This is a genomic window from Bradyrhizobium sp. Crot121 (assembly GCF_059512385.1).
This window is the reverse complement of record NZ_JCAMOR010000021.1, coordinates 74428-90018: the sequence shown is the minus strand read 5'-3', so window position 1 is coordinate 90018 and position 15591 is coordinate 74428. Positions and strand designations below refer to the sequence as shown.

At 65.0% G+C, this 15591-nt stretch carries 9 protein-coding genes and 1 pseudogene; all 10 read left to right on the top strand.

Annotated features, from left to right (window positions below; all coding sequences use genetic code 11):
• The first annotated feature begins 2 nt into the window (after positions 1–2).
• The 10 genes and pseudogenes from AC5ZGW_RS19975 to AC5ZGW_RS19930 all read left to right on the top strand — a co-directional run bounded on the left by AC5ZGW_RS19975 (position 3) and on the right by AC5ZGW_RS19930 (position 15283).
• Positions 3–3344, top strand: a complete 3342-nt coding sequence (locus tag AC5ZGW_RS19975) for a DEAD/DEAH box helicase (protein ID WP_130224741.1) — start codon at positions 3–5, stop codon at positions 3342–3344.
• A gap of 75 nt (positions 3345–3419) precedes the next feature.
• The gene (locus AC5ZGW_RS19970) at positions 3420–3917 is read left to right on the top strand and encodes a hypothetical protein (RefSeq protein ID WP_130224739.1); all 498 of its coding nucleotides are present in this window, start codon (positions 3420–3422) and stop codon (positions 3915–3917) included.
• 226 nt (positions 3918–4143) lie between these two features.
• Positions 4144–5085 carry an ArdC family protein gene (locus AC5ZGW_RS19965; RefSeq protein WP_130224737.1) on the top strand — a complete coding sequence of 314 codons (942 nt, stop codon included), beginning with the start codon at positions 4144–4146 and terminating at the stop codon, positions 5083–5085.
• A 191-nt stretch (positions 5086–5276) separates the two neighbouring features.
• On the top strand, positions 5277–5513 hold the full coding sequence (locus AC5ZGW_RS19960; protein ID WP_130224735.1) for a hypothetical protein: 237 nt from the start codon (positions 5277–5279) through the stop codon (positions 5511–5513).
• A gap of 81 nt (positions 5514–5594) precedes the next feature.
• The gene (locus AC5ZGW_RS19955) at positions 5595–7745 is read left to right on the top strand and encodes a ParB/RepB/Spo0J family partition protein (protein WP_130224733.1); all 2151 of its coding nucleotides are present in this window, start codon (positions 5595–5597) and stop codon (positions 7743–7745) included.
• A 93-nt stretch (positions 7746–7838) separates the two neighbouring features.
• Positions 7839–8254: pseudogene (locus AC5ZGW_RS19950) on the top strand (hypothetical protein).
• Positions 8251–8508, top strand: a complete 258-nt coding sequence (locus tag AC5ZGW_RS19945) for a DUF6117 family protein (RefSeq protein WP_130224731.1) — start codon at positions 8251–8253, stop codon at positions 8506–8508. The pseudogene AC5ZGW_RS19950 and the gene AC5ZGW_RS19945 overlap by 4 nt, the downstream one beginning before the upstream one ends.
• 180 nt (positions 8509–8688) lie before the next feature.
• A complete protein-coding gene (locus AC5ZGW_RS19940) occupies positions 8689–13008 on the top strand; it encodes a strawberry notch family protein (protein WP_130224729.1) in 4320 nt (1439 codons plus the stop codon).
• Entirely contained in the window at positions 13008–14045 is a 1038-nt protein-coding gene (locus tag AC5ZGW_RS19935) for a DUF7146 domain-containing protein (protein ID WP_207230975.1), read from the top strand. Before AC5ZGW_RS19940 ends, AC5ZGW_RS19935 begins: the two co-directional genes overlap by 1 nt.
• A 314-nt stretch (positions 14046–14359) precedes the next feature.
• On the top strand, positions 14360–15283 hold the full coding sequence (locus AC5ZGW_RS19930) for a DUF2493 domain-containing protein (protein ID WP_130224718.1): 924 nt from the start codon (positions 14360–14362) through the stop codon (positions 15281–15283).
• Positions 15284–15591: the final 308 nt, after the last annotated feature.

Sequence of the window (15591 nt, the reverse complement as noted above, 5' to 3'; positions counted from 1 at the left end):
AGATGTCTTCCCGCAAGCGGCTCGCCCGTTCTGCCCAGAACGACCTCTTCGACGCGGAGGTCAGCCTGCTGCTTCCGCCGCGCGTTGCCGTCGACGGCAAGGTGCTCGGAAGCCCTGTGCGGCAACTGGCCTTCCCGGCGTTACGCGCAAGCTGCCGTTTGCGGACCTTTTCCATCCGCCGGATGAATGGATACGAGACCACCCTGAAATCCGGGGAGACGCTGAAGATCATCAGCACCAAGAGCGCCACTCAGCTTGAAGCCGATCTGGTGCTCCTCGTCCCCGGTGCGACGGAGCCGGCGAAGATCGCCGAGGCGCTCGAACTGGGCGAAGGCCGGTGGGTGAACATCGTGCCGGCCAATATCGGCTCGCTGGACACCGCAGCGCGCGCGGAGCGGCTGGCGGCCGTCTCCGCCTCCTGGCAGGAGGCGCTTCACTTGCGCGAAGGCCGCTCTGCCGAAAATGGCGTATCCGCGAAGCCCGGGCTCCGCCGTCCACAGATTGGCGCGCTTCATGCCGCGCTTGCGCATGCGACACGCTCGACCGAGCCGGCGACCATCGTCATGCCGACGGGCACCGGCAAGACCGAGACCATGCTCGCGCTCAACGCCCATCGGCGATTCGAGCGGCTGCTGGTGGTGGTTCCCACGGACGCGCTGCGCGAGCAGATCGCAGGCAAGTTCGAGACCTTCGGGGTTCTCAGGCAACAACAGTGTCTCGACGCCTCGGCTGATTTCCCGCTGGTCATGCGGCTTTCTCATATCCCGACGACGCCCGCGGAAGTCGATGAGATCTTCGACAGCGCCAACGTCGTGGTAACGACCATGCAGATCGCCGGCCGCGCCGAGGCGCAGGTCCAGGAGCAGATGGCGGCCCGCGCATCAGCCCTGTTCATCGACGAAGCCCATCATATTGGCGCACCGACCTGGGCTCGTTTTCGTGGCCTGTTCGTCGACCGCGATCCGCCCCTGCCCATCGTCCAGTTCACCGCCACCCCGTTCCGCGAGGACGGCCGGCGGGTCGATGGCGAGTTCATCTATACCTACCCGCTCAAAAAGGCGCAGACCGAGGGCTACTTCAAACCGATCCGCTTCGAGGCCGTCTTCGGCCTCGATCAGGGGGACGCTGACCTCGCGATCGCCGAGAAGCTCGGCGAGGTTCTACAGGCCGATCTGGACGCCGGCCTCAATCATCTCGCCATGGCGCGCTGCTCGACAATCGACCGCGCCAGGGACCTCCATCAACTCTACAGCGCGATGTATCCGGAGTTCCGGCCTGTCATCGTCCACAGCCAACAGCCACTGCGCGATCGCCGAGCAAGCCTCGCGGCTCTACGGCGCTTCGAAAGTCGGATCATCGTCTGCGTCGATATGCTGGGCGAAGGTTTCGATCTCCCGGAACTGAAGATCGCGGGCCTGCATGACCCGCACAAGAGCATCGCCGTGACCATCCAGTTCGTCGGCCGCTTCACACGGCAAGATCCCCGGCTCGGCGACGCCACGGTGATCGCCAACACAGGCGTGGACGACATCGACCGATCGCTGGCCAAGCTCTATGCCGAAGATGCCGACTGGAATGCTCTGGTCGAGGCTTTGAGCACGGCCAAGATCGATCGGCAGGTCCGGCGCGCCGAGATGTTCAAAGGCTTTGTCGGCGAGATCACCGATATTCCCTTGCAGACCCTCGAACCGAAAATGAATGCGGTCGTCTACCGCACCTCCTGCGACGCTTGGGAGCCGTTCCGTGCCGAGGATCTTTACAATGCCGGTGTCTATCTCGGCATGAAGGTCAACCCTCACCAGCGCGTGGCCATCTTCGTCACCCGCTCCGAGGAACAGGCCGGATGGACGACAGCGCAACATGCGACCAACGTCATCTGGGATCTGCATATGATGCACTGGGATCCCAGCAGAGGTCTCCTCTACATCAGCAGTTCGGCGAAAGGCCCCTATGACCGGCTGGCCAAAGCCGTTTGCGGCGACACCGCGCGCCGTGTCGAGGGAGAGGAAGTGTTCCGCAGCCTGCACGGCTTCAATCGCCTGATCCTGCGCAATCTCGGCCTCACCCATCATCAGGGACGTGGCGTGCGGTATTCCATGTATATGGGTGTCGATGTCGCCGACGGTCTGGATACCGCCAAATCCCAGTCCCGGATCAAGAACAATGTCTTCGCGACGGGCTTCCTCGATGGCGTCCCCGCCTCGCGCGGCTGCTCGGCCAAGGGCAAGTTCTGGTCGATCTCTCCTGTCCGCGATCTCACCGACTGGGTCGAATGGTGCGCCGATATCGGCCAGGCAGTGAACGATCCGGGCATCACCACTGACGGCGTCTTCAAAAGTGCGATGCGGCCGCGCCAGATCAGTGAACGGCCAGCCGTTCAGCCGGTCGCGATCCATTGGCCGGAATCGCTGCTGACGCAGATCGAGGACCGCGTCGAAATCAGTTTTGGCGACGAGCCAGTGCTGTTCACCGAATGCGACATCGAGCTTCTCGACCACGAGCGGACGGGGCCGCTGCGGTTCGCGGTTCGCAGTGATGCGCATTTTGCAGAGTTCGAAATCGTGTTCTCCGAAGGCGGCGCGCGCTATCCGCAGCGGTTAGGTCCCAAGACTACCATCAAGGTCGGCGGCAAGGTGAAGAGCTTGTCCGAATCCTTCGGAGACGACTCGCCGCAGATCGATTTTGGAGACGGCTCGCTCCTGATTTACAGTCATCTTTACGCCTTGCCGGATGGTGTTACCGTCGAACCCTATCCCGCTGATCGGATCGAGGCCTGGGATTGGTCGAAGACCAACATCCGGGCCGAAGCGCAAGGTCCTGAAAAGCGCGCGGATTCCGTTCAGCGGCGTGTGATCGACATGCTGCTTGCCGATGGTGACGCCGCCGATCTCGTCTTCGACGATGACGGTGCCGGAGAAATCGCCGATGTCGTTTCGCTTCGCGTGACCGAGGGCCTTGTGCAGGTCACGCTCTATCACTGCAAATATTCGAGCGCAGACACACCGGGCGCCCGCGTCAAGGATCTCTATGAGGTTTGCGGACAAGCGCAGAAATCTGCCCGCTGGCGCGATCGTCCCAATCGGATGTTCACGCATATGCTGAAGCGCGAGAAACTGCGTCTCGACAAAGGGCAAAGCTCTCGCTTCGAGCAAGGCACAGCAGCCTTTCTAAAGAAGCTGAAAGCGAGCTGGCAGGATTACCGCTACGAATACGACGTTCGCATCATTCAACCTGGCCTTTCGCGTGCAGCAATCACGGAAGAAGGCCTGCACTTGTTGGCCGGGGCCGAGACCTACCTGCTGGAGACCCGCGCGATGAAATTGCGGATCATCGCAAGCGCATGACGTCCCTGCTGAGACGAGGCGACGGATGATTGAGAGCTGGCAGAGCGATCAACACGAGCGAGGGGTAGCGCAGGAATGAGCGAGCAATGGCTATCGGAGAGAGCACCCGGCTTCAAGGATCTCCCTTCCCAAGACCGCAGCGCGATCTTTGACTTCGCGTCCCTGTGGAGCCTGTTCGAAGCTCAGGTGATGAACAATTTCGCTCGTGCCGATCGCATCCGCGAGAAGGTGGATGAGTGGACGGCTGCCGGCACGCTTGGAGCTGACCTCTATGATGGTGAGTTGGCCTATTTCCGCAACCGCTACTTCGCCGACGGCGCGTTGACCTACCATTTCCACTATCTCGGCCTTCGCCCCGCGGATCATCCCGACCTGGTGCGCGCGGTGATTGAGGGAGTGAACACCGATCCGCGCGACCGCATTCTGGCCCTCCTGATGATCGTCTGGCGTCTGCGCAACAACCTCTTCCATGGCGCGAAATTGGCATACGAGCTTCGCGGGCAGCTCGACAATTTCACTCACGCGAACAACGTCCTCATGCGCCTGCTGGAACGGCACGGACAGGTCGTATAATCCGACCGTAAGCCTGAAAATCGGCGGTCCTGAATTCCGTATTGTCGTTTCCACGCCTTTAAGGGGAAAGCCTTCCCCTGTGTCCGAGCCCTCCGGTCTCGGCCAACCCCTTCTGCGGGGCCGGCTGCCCCGCAACGCCCCGCCGAGAGTAGGAGTGCGGACGGGTTTGCCGTGACGGGTTGAGGACTGGGAGAGAGGCTCCCGGCGCCCGTCGCGGAGACCCGCGATGACCAAGCACCACCGCCAGGCCGCCCCCGAACGGGCGAGCCTCTACGACGACATCACCAACAAGATCATCGCCGAACTGGAGGACGGCCGGCTGCCCTGGGTTCAGCCCTGGGACACAGCGGCGGCGAAGGCGCCGCTGGCCATGCCCAGGAACGCCTCGTCGAGGCGCGGCTATTCCGGGATCAACGTCCTGATCCTCTGGAGCGCCGTCATCGAGCATGGCTTTCCCGGGCAGAGCTGGCTGACCTTTCGCCAGGCGCTCTCGCTGGGCGGCAATGTGCGCAAGGGCGAGCGTGGCACGACCGTCGTCTACGCCGACCGCTTCATTCCGGACAACGAGAAGAAGCGCGCCCGCGAGACCGGCGAAGACGCCCAGGCCATTCCGTTCCTGAAGCGCTTCACCGTCTTCAACACCGCCCAGTGCGAGAGCCTCCCCGAGGAGCTCACCGTTCATGTTCCGCTGCCGGCGCCGGACCTGATCGAGCCGCGCTTAGAAGCGCTCATCAAGGCGACCGGCATCGACTTTCGCATTGGCGGCAATCGCGCCTTCTATGCGCCCGAGCCTGATTTTGTGCAGGTCCCGCCGCCGCAGGCATATTTCGAGCCGATCAACTGGCACCGCACGGTGCTGCACGAACTCGGCCACGCCACTGGCCATCCCTCGCGTGTCGGCCGCGATCTCTCAGGGTCCTTCGGCACCAAGAAATACGCCTTTGAAGAGTTAGTCGCCGAGATCAACGCAGCCTTCTGCTGCGCCTCGCTCGGCATCGTGCCGACTGTGCGGCACGCCGACTACATCGGCTCGTGGCTTGAGGTGCTGCGGGAAGATAACCGCGCCATCGTCCGCGCAGCCTCCCAGGCGAGCAAGGCGGCCGACTGGCTGCTCGGCCATCTGGCAGAGGAGATCGGCGTCGGCCGCCCAAACCGCGAGGCGGCCTGATAGGGTTCAGGCCTTGATCGGCGCGTTATGGAACCTATCTCTTTCTATGCTTCGCATGGCGGCTTCGCCGTCAGCCCCGATTCCGATCGGGGCCCCGTCCTCCCCATGGAGGTTAACCGGCGCAGCCCCACGGAGGGGCGCGTCATGTGCGGCAATTTCTCCGAGGGTCATTTTCAACCTTGGAGAACATCATGCCACGTAAGTCAGCCCCCTATACCGATGCAGAAATTGCGCTCGCGAAACGCCTTTTCGCGCAAGCGCAGGCCAGTGGGACGCTAAAGCCCCCGCGCGGCCTCATCGCGATCGCGCTGAGCAACGGCTATCGTCAATCCATCTCGCAGGCCGTGACCTATCGCGACTACCTGCGTGACGCGCGGCAGAAGCTTTCGCCTCGCATCGGCGTCGGTGGTGCGCGGCGCCGGAAGTAGAGGGAGAGAGTGGACGGGATTTCGTGACGGGTTGGAGGTTGAGAGAGAGGCTCTCGGCCGCCCGTCGCGGAGTAAATCCCGATGGCTACTGCCGTTCAGAAGATCACCCTGTCGTCCTCGCGCGACATCCCCTTCAACAAGCTGGTGCTCAGCCAGTCCAACGTCCGGCGCGTCAAGGCCGGCGTCTCGATCGAGGATCTGGCCGCGTCGATCGCGCGGCGCGGCCTTATCCAGAGCCTGCACGTCCGCGCCGTGCTCGACGGCGAAGGCCAGGAGACCGGCATGTTCGAGGTGCCCGCCGGCGGCCGCCGGTATCGGGCGTTGGAGATGCTGGTGAAGCAGAAGCGCCTCAATAAAACCGCGCCGGTCCCCTGTGTTGTCGGCACGACCGACAGCGGCATCCTGATGGAGGAAATCTCGCTCGCGGAGAACGACGAGCGTGTGCCGGCGCATCCGCTCGACCAGTATCGCGCATTCCAGTCCATGCGCGACAAGGGCATGGCCGAGGAGGACATCGCCGCGGCGTTCTTCGTCGATGTCAACGTCGTCAAGCAGCGGCTGCGCCTCGCTTCGGTCTCGCCCGCGCTGCTCGACATCTATGCCGAAGACGGCATGGAGCTGAAGCACCTCATGGCCTTCACAGTGTCGCAGGACCATGCCCGCCAGGAACAGGTCTGGGACACGATCCGCAATAGCTGGCAGAAGGAGCCCTATCACATCCGCCGCATGTTGACCGAAACGACGGTTCGCGCCTCGGACAAGCGCGCCGTGTTCGTCGGCGTCGACGCCTACGAGGCCGCCGGCGGCATCGTCATGCGCGACCTATTCGAGTCCGACGATGGCGGTTGGCTTCAGGACATCGGGCTTCTCGACCGCCTTGTGTCCGCAAAGCTGACGACGATCGCCGATGAGATCGCCACCCATGGCTGGAAATGGGTCGAAGCCGGAGTCAGCATTCCCTACGGCGTCACGCACGGCCTGCGCGCGATCAAGGGCGTTCCTCTCGACATCACCGCGCAGGAGCAGGCGACCCGCGACGCGCTGCAGGAGGAACTCGACCGCCTGACCGCCGAATACGAGGACGCGGATGAGCTGCCCGACGAGATCGACCAGCGCCTGGGCGAGATCGAGGTAGCGATCGATGCGCTCGACCAGCGCCCGGTCCGATACGATCCCGATGAGATCGCGATTGCCGGGGTCTTCGTCAGCATCGACTCCGACGGCTCGCTCTGCATCGATCGCGGCTATGTCCGTCCCGAGGACGAACGCCCGGTGGAAGCTGCAGACGGTGACGCCCCGGAGGAGGAGGTCGATCCCGAAACCGGCGAAGTTCGCTCGCCCGCCGTCCAGCGCGCCGTCATCACCATCGGCGGCGAGCCCGTGCGGACCGAGGAGGATGAGGAGGACGACGGGCTGAAGCCGTTGCCCGAACGCCTGATCATCGAGCTGACCGCACACCGCACGCTCGCGCTGCGCGACGCCCTGGCTACCAACCCGCAGGTCGCTTTGACCATGTTGCTGCACAAGCTGGCCAGCGACACGTTCCGGCACACGGCTCCAACCGGCTGCCTCGAGGCGAGTGTGCGACACCTCTATCTCTCCGGCCAGCCCGAGGAGATGAAGGCCAGCGCCGCGGCTCAGTCGGAGAATGATCGGCATGATCGCTGGGGCGACCATGTTCCGGCCGACGACCAGGCCCTCTGGGATTGGCTGGAACAGCTCGACGACGGCACCCGTCTCGACCTGCTGGCCCATTGCGTGAGCTTCGGGATCAACGCCCTCTTCGAGCGGCCGAATCCGCATGCTGCCTCCGGCATCAGCCGCCACGGCCTCGACGTGCGCTTGGCGCAGGCCGATCGGCTCGCGGTTGCTACCGGGCTCGATATGGTTGCCGCCGGCTGGAAGCCGACCGTCGGCAACTATCTCGGGCGGGTGACGAAGGGCCGCATCCTCGAAGCCGTCCGCGAAGGCGCCGGCGAACGGGCCGCGCAACTCATCGGCCACCTGAAGAAGGGCGACATGGCCAAGGAGGCCGAGCGCCTGCTGGCCGATACCGGCTGGCTGCCGGAGCCGCTGCGCATGTCCGACGGCGTGGCCGGCGACGATGCGCAGCCTGTTTCGCAGGACGGCGGTGACGCCGACCTCCCGGCATTCCTGGCCGACGATAGCGAGGATGACGAGTTGTCCGAGCCCGAAGACGAAGAGCACGTCGCACTGGTCGCCGCCGAATAACGCGCTGATGCGGGGCGGTTCGCCGCCTCGCATCATTCCTATCCGATCCTCCGCCCGGCCTCGTGCCGGGCATTTTCGTTTCTGGAGCCTGTCATGGCCGACTACTTCACCCATTTCTCGTGCCTTCTCGATGTCGGCACCCCCGAAAACGCCGCCCGCGCCCTGACCTCTACAACGCGCTGTCCGCTGAAGGCGCGTCCGAGGAACCACCCTCCGAGGGGTTCCAGCTTTCGATCCAGCCTGAGCACGGCGGCACGAAGCTCTGGATGCGCGATGAAATCACCGGCGATCCCGAGCGGTTGATCCAGTTCGTGAAACGCTGCGCCGAAGCGTTCGGGCTGACGGGACGCTGGGGATTCCAATACGCCAGCACATGCTCGCGCCCGCGTCTCGACGGCTTTGGCGGTGGCGCACACGCCCTCGATCTCGCCACAGGCGAGACGGTCGGCTGGACCTATACCGACGGCTGGCTCGCCGAAATCCTCTCCGACGAGGGAACACGGACATGAGCATTCCCGACCACGCCCGGAACAACTTCCAGACGCTGCTGCGCGCAGCAGCGGACGGAAACCTCGCGCTCATGGAATGTCTCGACGCCGAGACCGGCACCCAGCGCTATGTCATCTGCGCCGTCGGCCGCGATGGCGGAGATTCCGCCTTCACCCCCTTCGGCCATCTCGCGGACGGTAATCCTTATGACGCCTATCTGCCGCCGGACCCTAGCGACCCCGGCGGCTTCGTGCGTCCCGAGATGCAATCATAGTCGCGGCCGCCTTCGGCCGTCCGTTCCAAATCCAAAGCGCCCCGCCTCGCGGCCGGGCGCTTTTTTCATGCCAGCCTCTGAGAGTGAGAGGTCCGCCGGGACGGAATGAGTCCGGGCGGTTCGAGAGAGAGCGCCGGCCGGGCTTGTCCGTTCCGTTCCCGCTCTCCCGAGGATCTCCCGATGACCGTGTTGTTGCCCGTGGCCGCTCCGGCCGCGCCCGTCACGTATGCTCCCGCCGTCCTGTCGGCCGCCCAGGGCCTGCTCTCGCACCTCGAACGCGGCGAGCGCATCGAAACCCCGATGCTGCGCGCCGCGATGGAGGCCGCATTCTTCGCCTCCGATTCCGCTGGCGCATGGGACTGGAAGGCCGCCTACGAGGCCTGCGAAGTCGCCACCGTCCTGTTCCTGCGGAAATACGGACGGGCGCTTTTCCGTAAATCCGCATCTCCGGCAGCGCGGCTTTCCACCCTGTCGAAGGTCGCCGGGCTCCTGCCGACCCATACCCGTCGCTCGGAGCAGAGCCAGGCGCTCCAGCAGTTCTCGACGCCGATCCCGCTGGCCTTGGCCGTCGCAGCCGCTGGCGCCATCTCGCCGGATGACATCGTGCTGGAACCGTCGGCAGGGACAGGTCTGCTCGCCATTCTGGCGTCGACGGCTGGTGGCTCGCTGATCCTCAACGAGCTCGCCGAAACCCGCGCCGATCTCCTCTCTTCCCTCTTTCCGGCAATCGCGGTCATGCGCTTCGACGCCGCGCAGATCGACGACCATCTCGATCCTGCCGCCGTCCCCTCTGTCGTGCTGATGAATCCGCCATTCTCGGCCATGGCCCGTGTCTCCGGCCGCGTTGCCGACGCCGGCTTCCGCCATCTCGCCTCGGCCCTGAACCGGCTCGCGCCTGGCGGCCGGCTGGTGGCAATCACGGGCGCCAATGTCGGGCCGGACCTGCCGGATTGGCGTGATGTTTTCGCGCGCCTGCAGGACCGCGGCACCATCGTCTTCAGCGCGGCGATCGCCGGCTCGGTCTATGCCAAGCACGGCACCACATTCCCGACGCGCCTGACCGTCATCGACAAGGCCCCCGCCGCCGATCCGTCCACGCTGCCGCCATCGACAGGCATGGCGCCCGACGTCGCGACGCTGCTCGACTGGATCGCGCGGGGCGTTCCGCCGCGTCTCCCGGTCACGTTGCGCACCGCGCCGACGATCCCTGCGATCGCGGCCCCGAAAACGGTGCGCGGGTATCTCGCGCGCTCGGCGGCCGTTCGACCCGCGCCCGTGATCGACCCCGAGGGTGTCGAACTTCCGTACAGCACGATCGACTGGACGCCCGCCGATGGCGCTCATCTGACCGACGCGATCTACGAGGAATACGGATTGCAGTCGATCCGCATTCCCGGCGCCCAGGCGCACCTGACTAAGCTCGTGCAATCCGCCGCCATGGCGAGCGTCGCGCCGCCGAAGCCGAGCTATCGGCCCATGCTCCCCGCCGACATCTGCGATCTGCTGTCGGACGCCCAGCTCGAAACGGTGATTTACGCCGGCGAGGCGCACAGCGACTATCTCGCCGGCGCGTGGACAGTCGATGAGACCTTCGATCTCGTAAAGGCCGCGCCCGTCGATGCCGTCGGCACGGTTCGCTTCCGCCGCGGCTTCATGCTCGGCGATGGCACCGGCTCCGGCAAAGGCCGCCAGTCTGCCGGAATCATCCTCGACAACTGGCTCCAGGGGCGCCGCAAGGCGGTCTGGATTTCGATGTCCGACAAGTTAATCGAGGACGCGCAGCGCGATTGGTCCGCGCTCGGTATGGAGCGCCTGCTGGTCACACCGCTTTCGCGGTTCCCGCAGGGCAAGCCCACTACGCTGTCGGAAGGCGTCCTATTTGCAACCTATGCCACGCTGCGCTCCGACGACCGTGGCGAGAAGGTTTCGCGCGTTCGGCAGATCGTCGAATGGTTGGGCTCCGACTTCGACGGAGTGATCATTTTCGACGAGAGCCATGCCATGGCCAACGCGGCAGGAGGAAAGGGAGAACGGGGTGATGTCTCCGCTTCGCAACAAGGCCGCGCCGGCCTTCGGCTTCAGCACGCACTCCCGAATGCCCGCGTCGTCTATGTCTCCGCCACCGGCGCGACCACGGTTCACAATCTCGCCTATGCCCAGCGGCTCGGCCTCTGGGGCGGCGAGGATTTCCCCTTCGCCACCCGTGCCGAATTCGTCGAGGCGATCGAGGATGGCGGCGTCGCGGCGATGGAGGTGCTGGCCCGCGACCTGCGCTCGCTCGGGCTCTACACCGCCCGCTCGCTCTCCTACGACGGCGTGGAGTACGAGCTGGTCGAGCACGCGCTGACCGATGAACAGCGCCGCATCTATGATGCCTATGCCGGCGCCTTCGCCATCATCCACAATCACCTCGACGCGGCGATGGAAGCCGCCAACATCACCGGCTCGACCGGGACGTTGAACCGACAGGCGAAGTCGGCCGCGCGCTCGGCATTCGAATCCGCGAAGCAGCGCTTCTTCGGGCATCTGCTGACCTCGATGAAGACGCCGACCCTGATCCGCTCGATCGAGCACGATTTGGAGGCTGGGCACGCAGCCGTCGTGCAGATCGTCTCGACCGGCGAGGCGCTGATGGAGCGTCGTCTGGCCGAGATTCCGACGGAGGAATGGGGTGACGTTCGCGTCGACATCACGCCGCGCGAATACGTCCTCGACTATCTCGCCCATTCCTTCCCGGTGCAGCTCTACGAACCGTTCACGACAAGCGATGGCAATCTGTCGTCGCGTCCGGCTTATCGCGATGGCCAGCCCGTCGAGAGCCGTGAAGCCGTCGCGCGCCGCGACGAGCTGATCGAGCGTCTCGCATCGCTCCCGCCGGTGCCCGGCGCCCTCGATCAGATCGTGCAGCGGTTCGGCACCGACATGGTGGCCGAGGTGACGGGCCGCTCCCGGCGGATCGTCCGCATGCCGGGTGCCGGCGCCACGGGCGACCGCCTGGCCGTCGAGAACCGCGCGCCGTCGGCGAATCTCGCCGAAACGGCCGCCTTCATGGACGACCTTAAGCGCGTTCTCGTCTTCAGCGATGCCGGGGGAACAGGCCGCAGCTACCACGCCGAGCTGTTGGCGAAGAACCAGCGGCTCCGGGTGCATTACCTGCTCGAACCCGGCTGGAAGGCCGACGCCGCCATCCAGGGCCTCGGCCGCACCAACCGGACGAACCAGGCCCAACCGCCGCTCTTCCGCCCGATCGCAACCGACGTAAAGGCGGAGAAGCGCTTTCTCAGCACGATCGCGCGGCGACTCGACACGCTCGGCGCGATCACGCGCGGGCAGCGTCAGACCGGCGGCCAGGGCCTGTTCCGGCCCGAGGACAATCTGGAATCCTCCTACGCGCGCGACGCGCTGCGCCAGCTCTACCTCCTGCTCGTGCGCGGCAAGATCGACGGCTGCTCGCTCCATCGCTTCGAGTCCTCGACCGGCCTGAAGCTGATGGATGACAACGGCATCAAGGACGAGCTGCCGCCTATCACCACCTTCCTGAACAGGTTGCTCGCCCTCACCATCGACCTGCAGGGCATCCTGTTCACGGCGTTCGAGCAGCTGCTCGATGCCAAGGTGGCCGGCGCGATCGCGAGCGGCGTCTATGACGTCGGGCTGGAAACGCTGACGGCGGAGAGCTTCGTCGTCACCGACCGCAGCGTCATCTACACCCATCCGGCGTCGGGCGCCGAAACGCGCTTGCTCACTATCACCCAGCGCGAGCGCAACAGGCCGCTGTCGCTCGACGACGCCCTCGGCTGGCTCGATGATCGCGGCGTGAAGCTGCTGGTGAACGAGCGCTCGGGTCGCGCCGCCGTGCAGGTTCCAGCACCATCGCTCATGCTCGACGATGGCGAGATCGAGCGCCGCGTTCGGCTGCTCCGGCCGATGGAGGCCCACCATGCTTCGTTGAAGTCGATGGCGGAAAGCCATTGGCAGGAGGCCGACCGGAATACCTTCGCGGCGGCCTGGTCCCGCGAACTCGGCGACGTGCCCGCTTTCAGCGAAAGCACGATCCATATCGTCGCTGGCCTGTTGCTGCCGGTGTGGAAACGCCTGCCGAACGAGTCGACCCGCGTCTACCGGCTCCAGACGGACGATGGCGAGCGCATCATCGGCCGTAGCGTCTCGCCGGCATGGGCCGCGAATGCGGCATCGACCGATGCGGCCAGCCTCGGCGCCGACGATGCCTATGCCGCGCTGATCGACGGGCGGACGATCCTCGACCTGGCCGAGGGCCTTCAGCTTCGTCGCGTACGTGTCATGGGCGCGAACCGGATCGAGCTTTCCGGCTTCACCGAAGCCATGCGCGACCGCCTCCGCGCCTATGGCCTGTTTACCGAGATCATCTCCTGGTCGCTGCGGTTCTTCGTGCCGATCGACACGAGCGGACCGGCGGTACTCAGCAAGCTGCTGGACACCTATCCGGTGGCCCGCATCGGCGAGCGGGAGGCTGCGTGATGGCCTGTCGCGACGCTTCCGATCTCGCATCCCGCCTCGGCCGTCAGGCCGAGGCGGTGTGCAAACGCTATCTCGGCGCCGGCCGCCGACAGGGCAACTATTGGCAGGTTGGCGATGTTCGCAACACGCCCGGCCGATCCATGTTCGTGCGCCTGAAGGACACCGTGAAAGGCCCCGCTGGCAAATGGACAGACGCAGCAACCGGCGAGCATGGCGATCTGCTCGACGTCATCCGTGAATCACTGGGCCTCATCGACTTCGCCGACGTTGCCGAGGAGGCCCGTCTGTTCCTCAGCATGCCGCCCGATACCGAACCGCAACTGAGGCAGCACGCTCGCACGCCTGCACCGTCGGGGTCGGCCGAGGCAGCATTCCGGCTGGTTGTCATGTGTCAGCCGATCGGCGGCACGCTCGTAGAAGCGTATTTGCGCGGACGCGGAATTACGGCTTTGCACGGATGCGTAAACCTGCGTTTCCATCCCCGCTGCTATTATCGGCCTGACGAGCACAGCCCGACCGAGACGTGGCCGGCAATGATCGGCGTCGTCACCAATCTTTCCGACAGTATAACCGGCGCGCATCGGACCTGGCTGGCCCCGGACGGCTCCGGCAAGGCGCCGATCGACATCCAGCGGAAAGCGATGGGCGACCTTCTCGGGCACGCGGTCCGCTTCGGACTCTCCGGCGACGTGCTGGCGGCAGGTGAAGGCATCGAAAGCGTGCTCTCCGCCCGTGAGGTGATGCCCGGCATGTCTACAGCGGCCGCCCTTTCGGCAGCACATCTCGCGGCCATCGACTTCCACGACGCGCTGCGCCGGCTCTACGTCGTGCGTGATAATGATCGCGCCGGGGACGGTGCGCGGAACACGCTGATCGAGCGGGCGAACGCGGCGGGGATCGAGGCGATTGCCCTGTCTCCCGTGCTTGGGGACTTCAACGAGGATCTCCGCACATTCGGCCGTGATGCGCTGATGGCGCAGATCCGGGTGCAGCTCGCACCGCAGGACGTCGCCCGCTTCATGCTGCTGGCGGCCTAGACCAAGGGCTGAACGGTGACAGCGTCCACGCCGCCACCATGCACGCATGGATGCCCGATCCTTCTGCGAGGACCGCGCCTCGGCCTTCAAGAGGGCGATCGGCCCACAGGCGGTTCGGACAGGCAATGCCTGCGGCCGACTATTTTCCGGCGGCGCGTGCCGCGCCTTTCCATCGCGAAGCAAAATAGCCGGCCTCCGGCATCCTCCGCTCTCGCTTCGGCCCGGCGCATGGCGCCGGGTGCAGGTCCGCTCCGCCCGTGGGCTCCGTCGCCGTGAAGGCCGCGGAGGTCGCGGTCCAGCCAAAGGAGCAAACCATGCGCGAGCATGATGACTACGAGCCTCACCACGAATCGTCGCCCACCGATCACGTCCTCAACGAATTGCAGCTCCACGGCTACCGGCCCTTCGCCGACGAACCCGACCAGCGGCTCCTCCCCGACGGCAATCAAGTCGCAGGCGCAGTCGCCGACATCTTCGACGCCCTGATCTCGACCCTGGAGGACACCCGCCTCGAACCCGACCTCGACGATCTCCTCTGGTCGACCGTCAACGTCTTCCACCGCGCCGCCGAGCGGATCGCCCGCGAACTCGACGACAATGAGCAGGCGCAGAAGCGCTCGCAGCGGCAGCAGGATGGCAGCGAGGTGAAGTCGGTCGAACTCGAGCGCCAGATTGCCGAGGGCAAGACACTCATCGAACGGCAGAACGCCTTCGAATTGATGCGCGACCAGGCCGCCGAACATTACGAACGCCAGATCGGCAAACCCTGGCTCCCTCGCACCGGCTCAAAGGTCAACCACCGCAACCTGACCTCAGCGATGATCGACAGTCGTGACTTCCTGATGGCCAAGAAGCGCGCGGAACAGGAAGTGCTTCTGCCTCCGGGACCGAAGATCGTCGTCACCGGCGGACTGGACTTCAATGACCACCGTCTGATCTGGGCCAAACTCGATCAGGTCCACGAGAAGCACCCTGACATGGTGCTGATCCACGGCAAATCCCCGAAAGGCGCCGAAAAGATCGCGTCGCTCTGGGCCAAAAATCGCAATGTCCCGCAGATCGGCTTCGCACCCGACTGGACGAAACACGGCCGCGCTGCACCGTTCAAACGCAACGACGAGATGCTCGACATCGTGCCGAAGGGCGTGATGCACTTCCCCGGCACGGGCATCAACGACAACCTCGCCGACAAGGCCAAGAAGCTCGGCATCCCGGTGTGGAAGTTTGGCGGCGCGTAAGCGCCGCCTCATCAATTCGCCATCTACAGCGGAGCCGCGCGCATGGCATAATGCAATTCATGCAGCGATTGACGCCACTTCCGGTACCCGCACGTTCGGACGCATCACTTGCCGAGGTCTTCCTGGGAAATGCAGCCGTGAAAGTCGAAACCGCTGATTGGGCGGCGAGCCGCGGATTGGACAATGAGGCCCTTCATGCGATTGCCATCGCCATCGAGCTGCTCCTGAAATCATATCTCCTCAATGTCGCGACCGATGACGATTGGAACCGCGCCAACATTGGGCACGATCTCGCCAAAGCACTCTAT

Bases quoted from the DNA above. Each gene is read 5' to 3' on its own strand.
- AC5ZGW_RS19955 (WP_130224733.1), top strand. From the start codon at position 5,595: ATGGCTACTGCCGTTCAGAAGATCACCCTGTCGTCCTCGCGCGACATC.
- AC5ZGW_RS19930 (WP_130224718.1), top strand. From the start codon at position 14,360: ATGCGCGAGCATGATGACTACGAGCCTCACCACGAATCGTCGCCCACC.
- AC5ZGW_RS19935 (WP_207230975.1), top strand. From the start codon at position 13,008: ATGGCCTGTCGCGACGCTTCCGATCTCGCATCCCGCCTCGGCCGTCAG.
- AC5ZGW_RS19975 (WP_130224741.1), top strand. From the start codon at position 3: ATGTCTTCCCGCAAGCGGCTCGCCCGTTCTGCCCAGAACGACCTCTTC.
- AC5ZGW_RS19940 (WP_130224729.1), top strand. From the start codon at position 8,689: ATGACCGTGTTGTTGCCCGTGGCCGCTCCGGCCGCGCCCGTCACGTAT.
- AC5ZGW_RS19960 (WP_130224735.1), top strand. From the start codon at position 5,277: ATGCCACGTAAGTCAGCCCCCTATACCGATGCAGAAATTGCGCTCGCG.
- AC5ZGW_RS19970 (WP_130224739.1), top strand. From the start codon at position 3,420: ATGAGCGAGCAATGGCTATCGGAGAGAGCACCCGGCTTCAAGGATCTC.
- AC5ZGW_RS19945 (WP_130224731.1), top strand. From the start codon at position 8,251: ATGAGCATTCCCGACCACGCCCGGAACAACTTCCAGACGCTGCTGCGC.
- AC5ZGW_RS19965 (WP_130224737.1), top strand. From the start codon at position 4,144: ATGACCAAGCACCACCGCCAGGCCGCCCCCGAACGGGCGAGCCTCTAC.